The organism is Pseudomonas caricapapayae, assembly GCF_001400735.1.
GTDB classification, from domain to species: Bacteria; Pseudomonadota; Gammaproteobacteria; order Pseudomonadales; family Pseudomonadaceae; genus Aquipseudomonas; species Aquipseudomonas caricapapayae.
The window spans coordinates 1-14972 of the sequence record NZ_LJPW01000181.1; the positions used below are offsets into that span (position 1 = coordinate 1).

General features: G+C 58.6%; 13 protein-coding genes and 1 pseudogene. 5 read left to right on the forward strand and 9 right to left on the reverse strand.

Annotated elements, in window-relative coordinates; translation table 11 throughout:
• Positions 1 to 149: 149 nt before the first annotated feature.
• The 4 genes from ALO80_RS27345 to mksB all read right to left on the reverse strand — a co-directional run bounded on the left by ALO80_RS27345 (position 150) and on the right by mksB (position 6359).
• Complete coding sequence (locus ALO80_RS27345) at positions 150 to 1397, reverse strand: right-handed parallel beta-helix repeat-containing protein (RefSeq protein WP_055011219.1); 1248 nt, start codon at positions 1395 to 1397, stop codon at positions 150 to 152.
• Positions 1398 to 1568: 171 nt separating this feature from the next.
• Positions 1569 to 4388: an Mks condensin complex protein MksF gene (gene mksF / locus ALO80_RS27350; protein WP_055011220.1), complete on the reverse strand. Its 2820-nt coding sequence runs from the start codon at positions 4386 to 4388 to the stop codon at positions 1569 to 1571.
• Positions 4385 to 5092 (reverse strand): Mks condensin complex protein MksE, encoded by a 708-nt coding sequence (gene mksE / locus ALO80_RS27355; RefSeq protein ID WP_055011221.1) that lies wholly within the window; start codon positions 5090 to 5092, stop codon positions 4385 to 4387. The genes mksF and mksE overlap by 4 nt, the downstream gene beginning before the upstream one ends.
• A complete protein-coding gene (mksB, locus tag ALO80_RS27360; protein WP_055011222.1) occupies positions 5082 to 6359 on the reverse strand; it encodes an Mks condensin complex protein MksB in 1278 nt (425 codons plus the stop codon). Before mksB ends, mksE begins: the two co-directional genes overlap by 11 nt.
• A 144-nt stretch (positions 6360 to 6503) precedes the next feature.
• Between mksB and ALO80_RS27365 the strand changes: the two genes are divergently transcribed.
• Positions 6504 to 7301: a hypothetical protein gene (locus ALO80_RS27365; protein WP_055011223.1), complete on the forward strand. Its 798-nt coding sequence runs from the start codon at positions 6504 to 6506 to the stop codon at positions 7299 to 7301.
• The gene (gene rimI, locus ALO80_RS27370; protein WP_054986305.1) at positions 7294 to 7749 is read left to right on the forward strand and encodes a ribosomal protein S18-alanine N-acetyltransferase; all 456 of its coding nucleotides are present in this window, start codon (positions 7294 to 7296) and stop codon (positions 7747 to 7749) included. The genes ALO80_RS27365 and rimI overlap by 8 nt, the downstream gene beginning before the upstream one ends.
• 6 nt (positions 7750 to 7755) lie before the next feature.
• Here the strand turns inward: rimI and ALO80_RS27375 are convergent, their stop codons facing one another.
• The gene (locus ALO80_RS27375; RefSeq protein WP_055011224.1) at positions 7756 to 8160 is read right to left on the reverse strand and encodes a hypothetical protein; all 405 of its coding nucleotides are present in this window, start codon (positions 8158 to 8160) and stop codon (positions 7756 to 7758) included.
• A gap of 162 nt (positions 8161 to 8322) precedes the next feature.
• Here ALO80_RS27375 and can point away from each other — a divergent pair, with 162 nt between their 5' ends.
• Positions 8323 to 8961: a carbonate dehydratase gene (gene can / locus ALO80_RS27380; RefSeq protein WP_002552086.1), complete on the forward strand. Its 639-nt coding sequence runs from the start codon at positions 8323 to 8325 to the stop codon at positions 8959 to 8961.
• A gap of 77 nt (positions 8962 to 9038) precedes the next feature.
• On the opposite strand, the gene ALO80_RS32690 is transcribed toward can, so the two are convergent.
• From ALO80_RS32690 to ALO80_RS27395, 4 genes and pseudogenes are all read right to left on the reverse strand, one after another.
• Positions 9039 to 9902 carry a methyl-accepting chemotaxis protein gene (locus tag ALO80_RS32690; RefSeq protein ID WP_375233081.1) on the reverse strand — a complete coding sequence of 288 codons (864 nt, stop codon included), beginning with the start codon at positions 9900 to 9902 and terminating at the stop codon, positions 9039 to 9041.
• Positions 9897 to 10703: pseudogene (locus tag ALO80_RS32695) on the reverse strand (MCP four helix bundle domain-containing protein); the annotation flags it as partial. The gene ALO80_RS32690 and the pseudogene ALO80_RS32695, both read right to left, overlap by 6 nt.
• A 119-nt stretch (positions 10704 to 10822) precedes the next feature.
• Positions 10823 to 11482, reverse strand: coding sequence for an HD domain-containing protein (locus tag ALO80_RS27390; protein ID WP_055011226.1), 660 nt, complete (start codon positions 11480 to 11482; stop codon positions 10823 to 10825).
• Positions 11483 to 11547: 65 nt separating this feature from the next.
• Positions 11548 to 13569 (reverse strand): acyltransferase family protein, encoded by a 2022-nt coding sequence (locus ALO80_RS27395; protein ID WP_055011227.1) that lies wholly within the window; start codon positions 13567 to 13569, stop codon positions 11548 to 11550.
• Positions 13570 to 13846: 277 nt separating this feature from the next.
• Between ALO80_RS27395 and ALO80_RS27400 the strand changes: the two genes are divergently transcribed.
• On the forward strand, positions 13847 to 14191 hold the full coding sequence (locus ALO80_RS27400; RefSeq protein ID WP_054984527.1) for a zinc ribbon domain-containing protein YjdM: 345 nt from the start codon (positions 13847 to 13849) through the stop codon (positions 14189 to 14191).
• Positions 14192 to 14299: 108 nt separating this feature from the next.
• Positions 14300 to 14734 carry a thiol-disulfide oxidoreductase DCC family protein gene (locus ALO80_RS27405; protein WP_083493431.1) on the forward strand — a complete coding sequence of 145 codons (435 nt, stop codon included), beginning with the start codon at positions 14300 to 14302 and terminating at the stop codon, positions 14732 to 14734.
• Positions 14735 to 14972 lie beyond the last annotated feature (238 nt).

Here is a 14972-nt window from a genome sequence, read left to right on the forward strand (position 1 = left end):
ATCGTCAAGATTGAATTCCAAAACCCCATCTGCTCACGCAGATGGGGTTTTGTCTTTCTGGGGTTTAGAAAAATCAAGCTCTGTTCGCTGCCTCACCTGACTCATGTCCAACACATCCAGCTATCGAGTCGACGTCCTCTCCCCGTCACTCAGTTGAACGCCCCCATACCAGCAAGCCTGCTTCCGGATGTCAGGTGGAAGCTGCGCAACACCGGCAGGCTTCCGTCAGGCTGACGCTGTGCGTCCCAGCCTGTGTCCGAGACATCGTCGAAGTCAGCGTCCGTTACCGGCGCTGGCAAGGTCCATGAGTTGTGCGTCATATCCAGCCCTTCGGTATTGATGGTCAGCCGTCCTCTGTAGGCAATGTTGTTCAACAGATTGCCAAGAGGGATTGGTGAACCATCCGGCGCGATCCCAGCCATGTTGTAGTCCGTTCCGTTGGAAAAGGCCGTGTTGTTGATGAAGTCCAGCGCCAATGGGTGGTGATTGGCATAGAAGCCGGCAGCCTTGTTGTCGAAAGCAACCGAGTTACGGATGATGTGTTTCACGCCGTTCGGTACATACTTGCCACCATAGCCGCCTGCTTTGATGCCATTGCCGTTGCCCGCCTCAAGTTTTTTAAGCGTGCCAGGCAAGTAGCCTTGCCGCCACGCCCATGAGTTTTCGATGATTACCGGGGAGAAAGCATTGATCAGGTCAAAGCCATCGTCGGAATTGGCCCACGCGCGGCAGCCGCGAAATACATTACCTGGGTGGCCCGCTTTGATATGGGCACCGAAACCATCGGCGCTCTGGCCTGCGCCGTTTGAGGTGTAAGGGTCGTAGTTGTGATGGGAGTCGGTGTTCAGGACCAGATTGTAGCCACCGTTCTGGATGAACAGTCCTGGCCCCATGTTGTGGTGCAGGTTGAGCCGCTCGAAGACATTGTGGCTGCCGCTATTCCAGATACCCCAGGACTCGTGGTTGAGATGGTTTTCTGGCTGCTGCGGTACGCCTGTCACCTCAAGCCCTTTCAGGTGCAACCAGCTACCGGTGACGTTGAAGCCTTTGACGCGGCAATCATCTTTCATCGCCGAGAAATCGAAGACCGGTGTTTCGCCAGGATAGGCCCAGTAACGAATAGGCCTGCCTTCGCTGCCACTGTTGTCAATGGTGATGGCATTGACGGTGTCTGTACGCGTAGCACAGCTGTTGACGCCTGACGTGTAGGCATAGACGCCGCCGCGAAAGTACACCGTGTCACCGGCCTTTGCGGCTTGTTGTGCGCGCATGATGGATCGCAACGGTGCGGCTTTTGTGCCTGCAGCGTGATCATTGCCGTCGGGGGCAACGTAGTAATCGGTTGCCTGCGCTGTTGCGGCTACGGTCAGCAAGGCTGCCAGCAGTATCGTTTTCATAAGGTTATTCCAGGCCAGCCTCCTGGAATCGTATGCGTGTTTGCAGCCTTCCATCATGAATTCGATGAATAAAGAGCCTGGTCGACGAAGCCTGGCGATAGGGCCTCACTCGATTCAAAGACAATAAAAAAGGCCGCATTTTCATGCGGCCTTTGATGACAACTGACAGCCTTACGAAGCCAGCTCGGGAACCCCTGGTTTGACATCGTCGCGACGCTGAATGTATTTCCAGTCCGCCTCATCGATGTAGATGCCATTAGGCCCGCTGCCACCTTCCAGGTCGATGGCCACATGGGCCGAGACCTGTGGCTTCACGCTTGCCAGAATTGGAACGAAGCCCAGTTGCAGGCTCGTTTCCAGCAGTGCTGCCTGATTTTTCTCATCAATGTCCGCGGCTTCGTCCAGGTAATATGGCAAGCGCACACGACCGGCCTGATCGCGATCCATCAAGTGCAGCAACAGGTACATGTTGGTCAAGGCCTTGATGGTCATCGTGGTGCCGTTGGACGCGGCACCGTCGATATCGGTGTGGATAACCGGCTGACCATTGACCTTGGTGATCTCGAATGCCAGCTCGAACAGGTCCTTTAATCCCAACTGGTTATGGTTGGCAGCGACAAGCCTCGCCAGGTACTCCTTGGCCTCTTCGTTCTTGTTGTCCTGCTCTGCGCTCTGGCTCAGGTCGAAGACCGACAACGTCTCGCCTTCCTCGTATTGCCCGGCGCTGTGGATAATCTGGTCGATGTGCTTGAGCGCTTCCTTGTTCGGCGCGAGCACGATACGGAAGCTTGCCAGGTTCGACACCTGACGCTTGTTGATCTCGCGGTTGAACAGCGCCAGTTGGTGCTCAAGACTGTCGTAGTCGCTACGAATATTGCGCAGGGTGCGCGCAATGTCGGTGACTGCTGCGCGGCGAGCCTTGCCCAGCGTAAGCGCCTCGTCGGTACGGTGTGCGTAGGCATTGATCAGCAGTTGCAGGCGACGCTCCATGTCGTCCTCGCTGTCGAATTTGGCCACACCCTTGAGGCGCACCTGAGCATACAGCGCTTCGATCTGTCCGTCGCTGCGCAGCAGGCCTTGCCAGCTGTCCTGATAGTCGTTGAGCAGAGGCAGAAGGTTATCCATGGAATCGTCGATCGGGTCCATGAACGGTGTTCCGAACGGCAGGTCCGCAGGCAACAGCTGGCGACGGCGTAACGCGTCATCCAGCGTGCGTTGCTTGGATTCCATATCACCAATCTGACGTGCGATCAGTTGCAGCTTGGCCGAGAGCTGCTGGACGCGCTCGGTAAAGGCATCGCTGGAGCGTTTCAATTCATCCTGAGCGGCCTCCATCTGCGCCAGATCTTCCAGCTTGCCCGACTCTTCCGCGCTCAGGGTCTGGCACCGGCGGAAGTCTTCAAGGGCTTTTTGCGCATCCAGCACCTGTTGATACAGCGCTTCGGTCTGGGTTTTGCTCGCTGCGCGGTCGGCAGCAACGGCCTGCTGCGTCTTCAGCTGCTTGAGTTCCTTCTCCAGTCGCTCTTTCTGATCGCGCAGTGCAGCACGATCGGCCAGCGCCTGCAGGGCAGGGGGCTCGATGCTCGACAGGTTGATCGTCAACCCCGGCACGGCGAACTGATCGCCTTTGAAGCCGTCCAGAATGGTTTCCAGCGATTTGACCCACGCGTCGCCGTCGTCGAGGGCAATACCTTGCTCACCCAGTGGCAGGCTGAACAGCGCGCTGTTGAACAGGCGCATCAGGCGTTCGACATCCGGCTGGGAAAACTCTTCACGCAGACGGGCATAACTGTTGTTATCCGCGTGGTCGAGTTGCTGCCTGACAGACTTGAGGCGTTTCTCGAGATCGCGCAGGCGCTCGTCCAGGTCTTCGGCGCTGAACTGGCGGGACTGGGCCAGCGCACCCGCCAGCTCATCGTGAGCGTCTTTGGCCGCGAGCAGTTGCTGCTCCAGCACTTTAACGTCATCGACCAGTGCGAAACGATTCTTCAGCACCGCCAATTCGCCGACCCAGCGCTGGATGCTGCTGATTTCGCGCTCCAGGCGCATCAGTTCCTGGGTGCTGCTGCGCTGATCGTTTTGCATCTCATCCTGCTGAGCACGGTAGTGCTCGGCCTGAATGACCAGTTCTTCCTTGCGCGCGCCGGAGTAGTCCGACCAGGTGCCGAGCAGTGAGTCAAGGATGGGTGACAGGCGATGTAGCTTGCCGCGCAACAGATCGCGCTGTTTGACGCCAGCAGCCAGCGCCTCGACCAGAGGGCCGGCCAGCACCAGCGAGTTGTAATCCTGTTCCATGCGTCGTACATCACGGAAGGCCTCTTCACAGGCAGCGATGTAGTCGACGCTGCCAGAGCGCAGGCTGTGTTCGAAAGCATCCAGAAACAACTGTTTGAGTTTTGCTGCAGTGATTTCACGCATGTGCAGCAGGTTGATGAACAGCGCGCGGAAGGTCTTCAGGCTCTGTTCACTGGTGGAGCGCAACGGGATCAGTGTCAGGTCCAGCGGAATGGACGTATGCCCGCCGACCAGCAGACGCCGCAATTCGTCGGGCTTCAGCTCGTAGGCTTTCAGGCCCTGGCTCTCCAGATTGCTGAACAGCTCTTTCTGACGCAGGCAGGTGTCGTTTTTCTGGTAATGCCCCAGATCCAGCTCGCCGGCATAGGCAAAGAACTGATGGCCGAAACCGCCGCCCGGACCGCGGCCCACGACGCCAATAACATGCGGGCCGTGGGGCAGGGAGACTTCCACCAGTATGTAGCTGGTATCGGAAGCAAAGTAGAAGCGCCGGGATTGCTCCAGGCTGTACTTGCCGAAGCTCATGTCCGACATGCGCGCCAGAATCGGGAACTGCAGAGCGTTGATCGATGCACTCTTGCCCAGGTTGTTCGCGCCATACACCGACAGCGGGTTCTCCAGCGGGAACAGGCCGAGGCTGTAACCGGCGGTGTTCAACAGGGCAAAGCGGCGGATGCCATAACGTTCCTGGCTCATGTGTCCATCTCCTGTCGTTGCTCATCGGCGATTGCCCGGGCAAGTGCCTCTTCCTCGGTTTCTTCACCGAATTCAGCGAGGTCCAGCGGGTCATCGGTTTCCAGTAGCTTCTCGTCGCTGTCGTCATCGATGAGCACAGGCGTCGGGAGGGGCAGGGCGCTGTGCAGGCTGGCCGCCATATCTCGGTCCTGTTGCACCGACAGGCAGACATCGAGAAAGCGGTGCATCGGCGGCAGAAAGCGGTAGATGCCGACTTCTTCGCTGGCAAAGCCCAGTTGCGTCATGCGGCGCATGATCTTCTCTTCAAGCTCTTCCTGGGTCTGCACTTCTGCCTGAAGAAACAGGTCGCGGTATTTTTCCAGCATCGAAGGCAGCTCATCGCGGCCCAGGCTGCCGCCGTCCAGCACGGCCATAGGGTCGCGGCCCTGGTCGGCCAGATGCTCGACGAGGATGAAGGTGAACAGCGCCAGACGCTGAGCCGTCTTGTTGACCTGCGCGGCTGCCAGCTCAGGCACGAAATAGTAGAAACCGCGGGTGTCGCAGACCAGTTCGTAGCCCAACGCCTTGAACAGCGCACGGTACTGGTCCTGACAATTGGAGAGCTGGGCATACAGCTCCGGGTCGCGGCGGCTGATGTGATAGCCCTTGAACAGCTCGCGAAAGATCGGCGCAAGCTGGGACATTTCGGATAGATCAAGATGCATGAACGGTGCTCTCGGAATGCGCTGGCTGCTCGTCTTTCGCGGCGAGCAGGGCAAAGGAGCGCAGGCTGACGCGGTGCTCCCGGGTGAAATAGTCGCGACGCTCGAGGCGTTCGCGGGCGAAGCGCTTGTCCCGCGACAGGCGCGAGAACCAGTAGAGCAGTTCGTCGGTTTCGCCAGTCGGCTCCTGCTCCAGCAGCCAGACCATCAGGTCAGGCATCGGCAAGGCGTCTTCGCAGCGCTCGAGCATTTCCTTGACCGTACGTGGCGCACGGGGCGGTTCGCCCTTGCGAGTGCCACTGGCCTTGGGGAATTTCGCGGGTTTGGGCTCGAATCGCGCCAAGGCATATACATAAGCCTCGACCTGACTCGCACTGCCCAGAAACGTGCTTTGCGGACGGGTGAACAACGGCATTGCAGCCTGAGGCACTGCGTCCAGGCCCTTGCGACGAATCGCCGACAGGGCCAGCGCTGCACCACGGGTCACCGCGTTATGGCGACGCGCTTCCTCACGCAGCGGCAGCAGCAGCTCGCGCGCATGACGCAAGGTCAACTGGGCACTGGTCTGCATTTCGAGAATGCGCGCATGGGTACGCAGCAGCATGTCGTCGTCGACCAGATGACCCAGCCGTTGCTGCTCGGTCAACAGCCTCAGCAGCACATTCTCGACCTTGCGCACGCCCTGCTCAAAAGCGCCATCGGCGTTGACCAGCTGGATCATCGGCTCGACGTATTCGTCCCAGGTTGCCAGAACTTCTGCATACCGCTGACGCAACGGAATCTGCCGGTCGCTGGTCTTGGCCCGGTCGGCCACGGCAACCAGCGCCTGTTCGTCGTTGGCGAGTTTTTTGAGAACGTCGCGTACGCGCATATCCAGCAGCCGCAGTTGCCTGGCCAGATCGTTGGCATCGCGGATATCGAACGCGTCCTGAATGTAACCGGCCAGTCGCTCCAGGTGGCGCAGATAAGCCTCGATTTCCAGGCACAGGCCCAGGCGGTGCTCGCGGCGCAGATAGGACAGGAAGTCATGGATCTGTGCGTTGAGCTCAAAGCGATTGGGGCTCTTCGCGACGGGCACCAGAATGTCCAGACGAATCCACACGTCCAGCAGGTTGGTGATGTCTTGCGGTGTACTGTCCTGCTGTTGGGCGCCCAGTTGCAGGCGCAGCTCGCTCAGGCTCAACGTACCCTGGTCGAAATGTTCGCATAAGGGCTCGAGTAGCGCCCAGTGCTCGGCAAGGGCGCGCAGGACGCGCTTGGGTTCGATCATCGTTAGGCCGACTGTTGGCAAGTGAAAAGCGGCAATTGTACTGCATCAGTCGCCTGATATTTCACCTGCGGGCGATATGCTGCAGCGCAAAAAGCCGAACAACGCTAGAATTGCGCGCTTAACTTATCCACAGGTGGCCGACCCTTGCTCAACGAGTCCCGTCGCCGCGCTTATTTGACCGCCATGCAGGTGGTCAACTGGCTGCCGCGCACAGAACTGCCATTTGCCGCGCCGTCGCGTCCGCAACTGCTTGCCCCGGTGCCGCCACCGGTCGAGGTGCAGAATGCTGCGTCTACCGAGGCATATGCTGCGCCTGCCGAAACGCCGAACGTTGAGCCCGCTGCACGGCAGCCTGAACGGCCAAAAATCGACCTGCCGCGTCCTTCATTGGCGAGCACGCGCACAGCTGCGCCGACCGCCGAAGAGGCCGAACCTGCACCGCCCAAGGCACCTGTGGTTCCGCCCCCGCGTTTTGCTCTGCAATTACTGCGTGCCGGTCGTTGCCTGCTGCTGGTCGAACTGACCACCGGTCAGCCGTTTCAGAGCCGCGACCCATCCTATCTGCTGCTCAAGGACATGCTGCGCGCTGCCGGTCTGCCCGACAGCCCGCAGATTATCGGCGAGCCTGTGCGCTGGCCATTGCTGGTGCGTGGCCAGATGGATCAGGGCCCGGAGGCCGCGCGCGATTTTGTGCAGGGGTTTGTCGGTGCACGGGTGGAGGATGAGCCCTGCGCGTGCCTCTGGCTGATCGGTCTGCCGTCGATGAAGTACGCCGGTGAAGCCGATGCCGAGTCTTATAACCGTGAACTGCAGATCGAAGGTCTGGGCACTGCCTGGGCGTTGCCGGGCCTTGAATTAATGATGGACGAGCCTGAGCGCAAGGCGGATGTCTGGAAAGCCATGCGTCGGCTGATGACGCACTGGAAATCTACCGATGAGTGATGCCGTAACCTTCCGCCGCATGACCGAAGCCGATATGGATGCGGTCCTGAAAATCGAATACGCAGCGTTCAGCCACCCCTGGACACGCGGCATCTTTCTCGATGGCCTCAAATCCTACGAGATCTGGCTGATGTTCGAGGGCGCGCAGCAGGTCGGGCACGGTGTCATCCAGGTCATCATTGATGAGGCGCATCTGCTCAACATCACTGTTAAGCCGGAGAATCAAGGTCGTGGCCTTGGCTTGCTGTTGCTGGATCATCTGATGAAGCGTGCTTATCAGCTCAATGCACGGGAATGCTTTCTGGAACTGCGCGACAGTAATCGTCCAGCCTATCGTCTGTATGAAAACTATGGTTTCAACGAGATAGGCCGGCGTCGTGACTATTATCCGGCAGCAGATGGCCGTGAAGACGCAGTGGTCATGGCCTGTACGCTGCTGGAAGAGTAACTCGCATCAGCGCTGATGGCCGTCCAGTGGGTCGACGATTGCCAGCTCTTCCTCGTCCAGACCGTTGCCGCCACCGATGTCATCCTCATCGACCACCGTTACGTCCAGATCGGCCGGAACGTCTTCACCCTGTTCGTTGGACGAGCGGGCACCGTCCTCATGGATCAGGGTTTCCGGCGACAGATCGTCGTCGGTCGGGTGGTGGTCTTCAGTTGACGCACCGGTCAGGCCTGCCTCACGTACGCGTTGATCCGGAATTTCATGTTGCAGTTCGTCTTCAGGGATAAGATCGCCGATACGGGCGGTCTCATCTTCATTGAAATCGAGTGTTTCCATTGAGCCCATACGGTCTTCATTGTCGTCGATGGGTTCCGGCTGGGTAGCACGGAACGGACGGCGTGAATCGTTCATGACAAATCCTCATTTCAGATGGTCGTAGAAGGTGGACCGGCCATCACTTTGAAGATTCCTTTTTGTTGACCGACAGTTCTTGCCAAGTAATGGCATTCAAGGCGTGACTTGAGGGATCGGACACCAGTCCAAGGCTGGGCATCATTATCGAGGCGTCAAAGCATGAACGAGCTACAAGACCTGATTGATAACAATGCACGTTGGGCCGATGCGATAAAGCAGGAAGACCCTGAGTTTTTCGCCAAGCTGGCCCGTCAGCAAACGCCTGAGTTTCTGTGGATCGGCTGTTCGGATGCACGCGTTCCGGCCAACGAAATCGTCGGCATGCTGCCCGGTGACCTGTTCGTTCACCGCAACGTGGCCAACGTTGTGCTGCATACCGATCTGAACTGCCTGTCAGTCATTCAGTACGCCGTGGATGTGTTGAAGGTCAAACACATCCTGGTCACCGGCCACTATGGTTGCGGTGGTGTGCGTGCGTCCATGCAGGACCGCCAGTTCGGCCTGATCGACGGCTGGCTGCGCACGATTCGTGATCTGTATTACGAAAACCGTGAAGTGCTGGCCAAATTGCCGACCGAGGAAGAGCGTGTCGACCGCCTGTGTGAACTGAACGTGATTCAGCAAGTGGCCAACGTCGGTCATACCAGCATCGTACAGAACGCCTGGCACCGTGGGCAGAGCCTGTCTGTGCATGGCTGCATCTACGGTATCAAGGACGGTCGCTGGAAAAGTCTCGACGTGACCATCAGCGGTTTCGAGCAGTTGCCGCCGCAATACCGTCTGCGTCCGCAAGACTGATAGCTGCCCCGGGGTTATCGTCGTCAGCCAGCCCGTCTCCCTGACGGCTGGCTGCTGGCTGCTGGCGAGTCGGGGCATCACAGCACGAAGCGTTGGACCATCAGGTTCAGATCAGTTGCCAGCATCGACAGTGCGTTACTTGCGACGGTTGTCTGCTGTGCGCCTGACGCTGTCTGGCTCGACAGGTCACGAATGCTGCTCAGGTTGCGGTCAACTTCAGTCGCGACCTGGGCTTGCTGTTCCGCTGCGCTGGCTATCAACAGGTTACGGTCGTTGATGGTCGTTGTTGAATGGATGATCACTTTCAATGCTTCGCCGGTCGACGCTGCCTGCTCCATGGTCAGGTTGGCCTGTGTTGCTGTGTGACGCAACGAACTGGCGGTTTGGTGGGTGCTTTGCTGTACGCCGCTGATCAGCCCTTCGATTTCTGCCGTCGACGCGCTGGTGCGTTGCGCCAGCGAGCGGACTTCATCGGCCACCACGGCAAATCCGCGTCCCGCTTCGCCCGCCCGGGCGGCCTCGATGGCTGCGTTCAGGGCCAGCAAGTTGGTCTGGTTGGCGATCGCGCGAATCACATCGAGAATGCTGCTGATGCTCTGTGTGCGTTCGGCCAGGCCCTCGGCCTGATGCGAGGAGTCCAGCACGTTTTCTGTCAGTTCCTTGATCGAAAGAATCGTTGCCGACAGTTTTTCTTGTCCTTGGGCGGCTGCACGGGTCGATGCCTGCGATTCGGTCACGGTACTGCTGGCGTTGCCTGCGACTTCAATGGCGGCCTGACTCATCTGATTGACGGCAACAGCGGCCTGCTCGATTTCGTTGTTCTGCGATTGCAGGTTGAGCGCACTGGCTTCGGCAATGCTGCCCATTTCCTGGACCGACTGTGAGAGTTGTGTTGCCGCTGCGTATATCTGATCAATCGTGCTGTGCAGGTTGGTGCGCATGCGCCCCAGCGTGATCAGCAGTTGTGCGGTTTCGTCTTTGCCGTCCGGTATCTGATGTTCGGTCAGATCACCATCGGCAATGGTGCTGGCGATGTGTAAAGCCTGGCGCACCGGGTGAATGATGCTGACGCTCAGACGCCAGGCGAGCAACAGGGTCAGCGCCAATACGACAGCGATGACGCTTAGCGCAATGATTCGCGTCTGTTCGTAGCTGGCGACAGCTGAATCCACGGCCAAGGCAGCGCTCTGTTTGTTCAGTTCCCGCAGCAACTGCACCTGCATGTCCATCAGGTCGCCCTGTAGCGCGAGCATGGTGTTGGCGAGCATTCTCGCCTCATCCAGCTTGTTCTGTTCGATCAGTGCGATCTGATCCTGCAAGCCTGGCATGAAAGCCTTGTAGGCCTCCTGCAACGCGACGATAGAGTCATGTTCAGTGCCTGACTGGACGCGTGCGAGGTATTCCGAGAATCCTTTCTCGACTTCGTTCCTGAGTTGTTCGACGTTGATTCTGCTGTTGATGACTGCGCCGGGATCATCGGCATTGGCGATCAGACGAGTGGTTTCGCTGCGCAGTTTGACCAGACCGATGGCGATGGCATCGGCCATGGCGATGCTGGGCAGTGCGCCACTCTCCACCGCTTCGCCCTGTTTGCGGATTTCCTGCATCTGCAGCAGGCAGAACGCGCCCAGTGCGACCATCAGCAGCGAGGTGATAGCGAAGCAGATCACCAGGCGCAGAGTGATTTTGAAACGGCGCAAGAGTGTTGTCGTTGTGGTTTGCCGACGCAGGAAACGAGGCATAAATATTTTCACGGCACACAACCCCTATAAACTCACAGACCTTTGCGGAGAGCCGTTTATAGGGCAGTTGTGTGATGTCTTTATGACATCGGTTGTTTACGTCAGGGACAGCGGACGACTCACGCCCGAGGCGCACCGATTTCCTCCATCAGTTCATCAAGAAAGCGCTTCAGTCTGTCGTGTCTGATCTTCGCCATGTGCGCACCGGTATCAGTCTGAAAACCGTCGGCAAGTTTTAACAGCTTGGTGTGAAAGTGGTCGACGGCGAAGTTCATGTCGTCATGGGCACGCTGGCTGGCATGCGGATCATTCGGGTCGTAGAGTCTTCTGCCCATTCGCCCTGATACGTAGAAGGTTCGAGCGACGCCGATCATGCCCAGGGAATCGAGGCGGTCAGCGTCCTGCAGTATCCGGGCTTCCAGCGTCAAGGGGGTTATCGCCGCCGAGAAACTGTGCGCTTCGACAGCGTGGGCGACCGAAGCGATGCTTTCTTCATCCCACCCCATCTCGGTAAGCAGTTCGCTGGCCCGCGCTGCCGACAGTCGTGAAGCGCTGGAGCGAAACGGCGAGTCTTTCTCGACTGAAGCGCAGTCGTGCAACAACGTAGCGGCAATCAGTACGCGGGCATCGCCGCCTTCCCGGTCACGGATGGCGCAGACGTTTTCCCAGACGCGCAACAAGTGCGAGACATCATGCGAGCCGTCGATTTTCTCTGCACCGGTGTGCGGGATCAGCAGGCTGGCCAGATCCTCAAACGGGGCGAAGCTGGCGTGGGTCATGCGGTGTTCCTCGGGCGTCTGTGCGGGTATCAGCATTACAGACAATACCGCTTCATAAAACCCTGTCACTGATCAAGGATGTGGCTGATCTGGCCGGCAAGCAGCCCTGCGCCCTTGCCGTTGAGGTGATTGAAGTCCTTGTAATACGAATTCATGTCGCCAATCAGGCACTGGCTGTTCTTACAAAAGGCTTCATCCAGCGTTACGAGCCTGATCTGTTTCGCTCGGCTGGCGCGCAGGAATGCATCGCGGGAAAAATGCTGCAGCCGATCATGTTGTTCGACCGGCACCGACAGGTCGCTGACCCGCTGCAATTTTTGTGCGTTGCTGTCCGAGGCGTCTCGGGCCAGGCGGTAGTAGAGGCTTTCAGGGTTGACCCGTTGCTGTGGCACCTGCGCGACGATGAAGAGCTCGCTGCCAATCTCCCGATAGGCTCTGATCGTCGTATCAAGCGCCTGCCTGAACACTTCCCGCGAGGTTTCCCGGCTTTTTTCCGGATGGGTGCGCGAGGTCAGGAAATACTTGCTCATCTTTCTCTCACCGTAATTGCCGTCGGTGTACAGCGTCCAGCGTGCAACCAGCACGACCTTTTTGATCTGACGCTGCTTCACGTATTCGAACTCGCGATCGGCCAGCGCCTGGCATACCCCGGCAGCATAGTTGCCGTTGGTGACGTCCACGCCGAGCAACGGCAAGCAACCGCCCAGCCCGATATGCGCGACGGTTTTGCCCTGATCCCGCGCGGCGGCGTCAAACGTTGCCAACAGAGCCTCGGAATGGCTGTCGCCAAACAGGGCCATGTCCGGTGTAACCTTATTGTCCGCGAGGCCAAACAGACAAAAATCGACGTTCCAGCGCTTGTCCGCAAGGTTCCGGTCGCATTTGTCGCGTGTCTGCGGGTCGGTAAATGCCTGATGCATCGCCGGATCGACAGCGAAGCGCCAGGTAAAGCCGTTGTTGAGATAGCCGGCCAGCCCCAGCGCCACGAACAGTATCGAGGCAACACCTGCGCAGGCGAATATCTGTCGGCGGTTGAACGCACCGGCCTTGCGAAAAGGCTGCTCGACGAATCGCCAGCTCAGCCATGCCAGGCCCATCGACAGAAGGGTCAGCGCCAGCATCAGCGGCAGGTCTGGCTCAATCAGACTGCGCTGACGCGCAAAGGCGAAGACGGGCTGATGCCATAAGTAGGCGCTGTAACTGATCATGCCGATCAGAACCGGTGCCCGTGAGCCCAGCGCTTTGCCCACCCAGGTCTTGCCGGTGGCGAACACGATGATCAGTGCGGCCCCCAGCACGGGCACCAGCGCGTTGAGGCCGGGGAAGGGTGTGCTGCTGTCGAAGCACGCGACGGCGTAACCGATCAGCAGAACCCCTAGCAGCGTTGCCGCCTGATCGAGCAAGCTGGCGCGCTCGGTAGCGTGCGGTCGCCAGGCAAAGTAAAAGGCGATAAACGACCCCGTCAGCAATTCCCAGGCGCGTGCAGGCAGCAGATAAAACGCGTTGCTGGCGTTCTGATGTGCACCCAGTTCAGCCAGCGTCAGGCTCGCCAGGGCGATGCCGATCAGCAGGGCAATCAGCCACTTGCGACCCATGCTCCAGGCAAACATCAGTAGCAACGGGAAAAACAGGTAGTACTGCTCTTCTGCCGCGAGCGTCCAGGTATGCAGCAACGGTTTGAGCTCTGCCGTTGCGTCGAAATAGCCGCTTTCCAGCCAGAACAGCACGTTGGATGAAAACGTCGGCACCGCCACCAGGCTCTTGGCGAAGTACTTCAAATCGGACGGGTCGAGTGTCAACCACGCGACGGGCAGGCAAATCAGCATCATCACGTACAGTGCCGGCAGAATGCGCCGGGCGCGTCGTTCGTAGAAGTCGATCAGCGAGAATCTGCCTGCGAGCATCTGCGCAATAATGATCGAGGTAATGAGATAACCGGAGATCACAAAAAAGATATCGACCCCCACGAATCCACCGGAAAACAGCGGCAAGCCAGCGTGAAACAGGATGACCGGGATCACCGCGAGCGCGCGCAGGCCATCGATTTCGGGTCGATAGCCCAGCGCCGGGTTATGAGAAATGCCCATGAGTGTGCTCGATGCAAGAAGTGATGAAAGGCGGCAAATGCGGGCTGCAATAGCTACCGCCAGCGCGTGGCGCAGGCGTCGGGGATGAAGGAGTAGAGGGGATTGCTGGAGGCCGATTGGCTCGAACGCCTGTATTTTTAGTTCAGGTATTCAGTTCTGTCCAATGGCTGATGCTGCTTTACAGCGTGCGGTTACGACAACAGATCAGCCTCTTCCCACCTGAAACCGTAAAAGCCCTTTATAATTCATGGTTTTTACCCTCCCTGATGCGAGAACCATTGTGAGCTTACCGTCCTGCCCGAAATGCAATTCCGAATACACCTATGAAGACGGCAGCCTGCTGATCTGCCCGGAATGCGCCCATGAATGGTCTGCCGACGCGGCTGGCACCGACGCGTCCGACGACGTGAAAGTCATCAAGGACTCAACGGGCAACGTGCTGCAGGACGGCGACACCATCACCGTGATCAAGGACTTGAAAGTCAAAGGCTCCTCGTTGGTGGTCAAGGTCGGCACCAAGGTCAAGAACATCCGCCTGGTCGATGGCGACCATGACATCGATTGCAAGATCGACGGCATCGGCGCGATGAAGCTGAAGTCGGAGTTCGTCCGCAAGGTTTGATTCTGCCGGGCAATGGCTTTAGCCTGAACGCCTCGCCGGTGTTTCGACTGGCGGGGCGTTCATGTTTCCGGGCGCGCCAGGGCTGTTTTTCCTGAACAGGTGAATACCGTGCCGACCACCACCCCCGCCCCTTATCTGAAACCCGATGAATGCGTCGTGCTGTTCGATGGCGTCTGCAAGCTGTGCAATGGCGTGGTGAAGTTTCTGATTCGCCATGACCCGCATCGGCGTCTGCGGTTGGCCGCAGTGCAGTCTGAGCAAGGACAGGCATTGCTGAAGTGGGCCGGGCTGCCACTGGACGATTTTCATACCATCGCGGTCATCGTCAACAATCGGGTGTTCGTGCGCTCGGATGCTTTTCTACACATCATGGGGTTGCTGCCTGCGCCGTGGCCGCTGCTCAAAGTGCTGGGGATTTTTCCACGCTTTCTACGGGACTGGGCCTACAACCGTATCGCGCTCAACCGATATCGCCTGTTCGGACGCCATGATCACTGCCAGTTGCCTTCGCCCGAGCACCGGCAGCGCTTCCTTGATGGTTGATGACCGGCGGTCAATTGCCACGTCTGTTACGTGTGCACGGGTTGTGATCCACTCTGGCGGTCCGTAGAATTCGCTTCATCTGGCTTCACTCCCACTACCCACAATAATCCACTTTGCACACTGCGCCCGATCCCGAAGGTCGAGCGGAGCGTTTTTGCGTTGGTTTTTCAGTGGGGCGAGCCGCGGTTTTCCATACAGGTGTCAGGCGTGCGTGTTCACGCGTGGCGGTCGGCCTTCG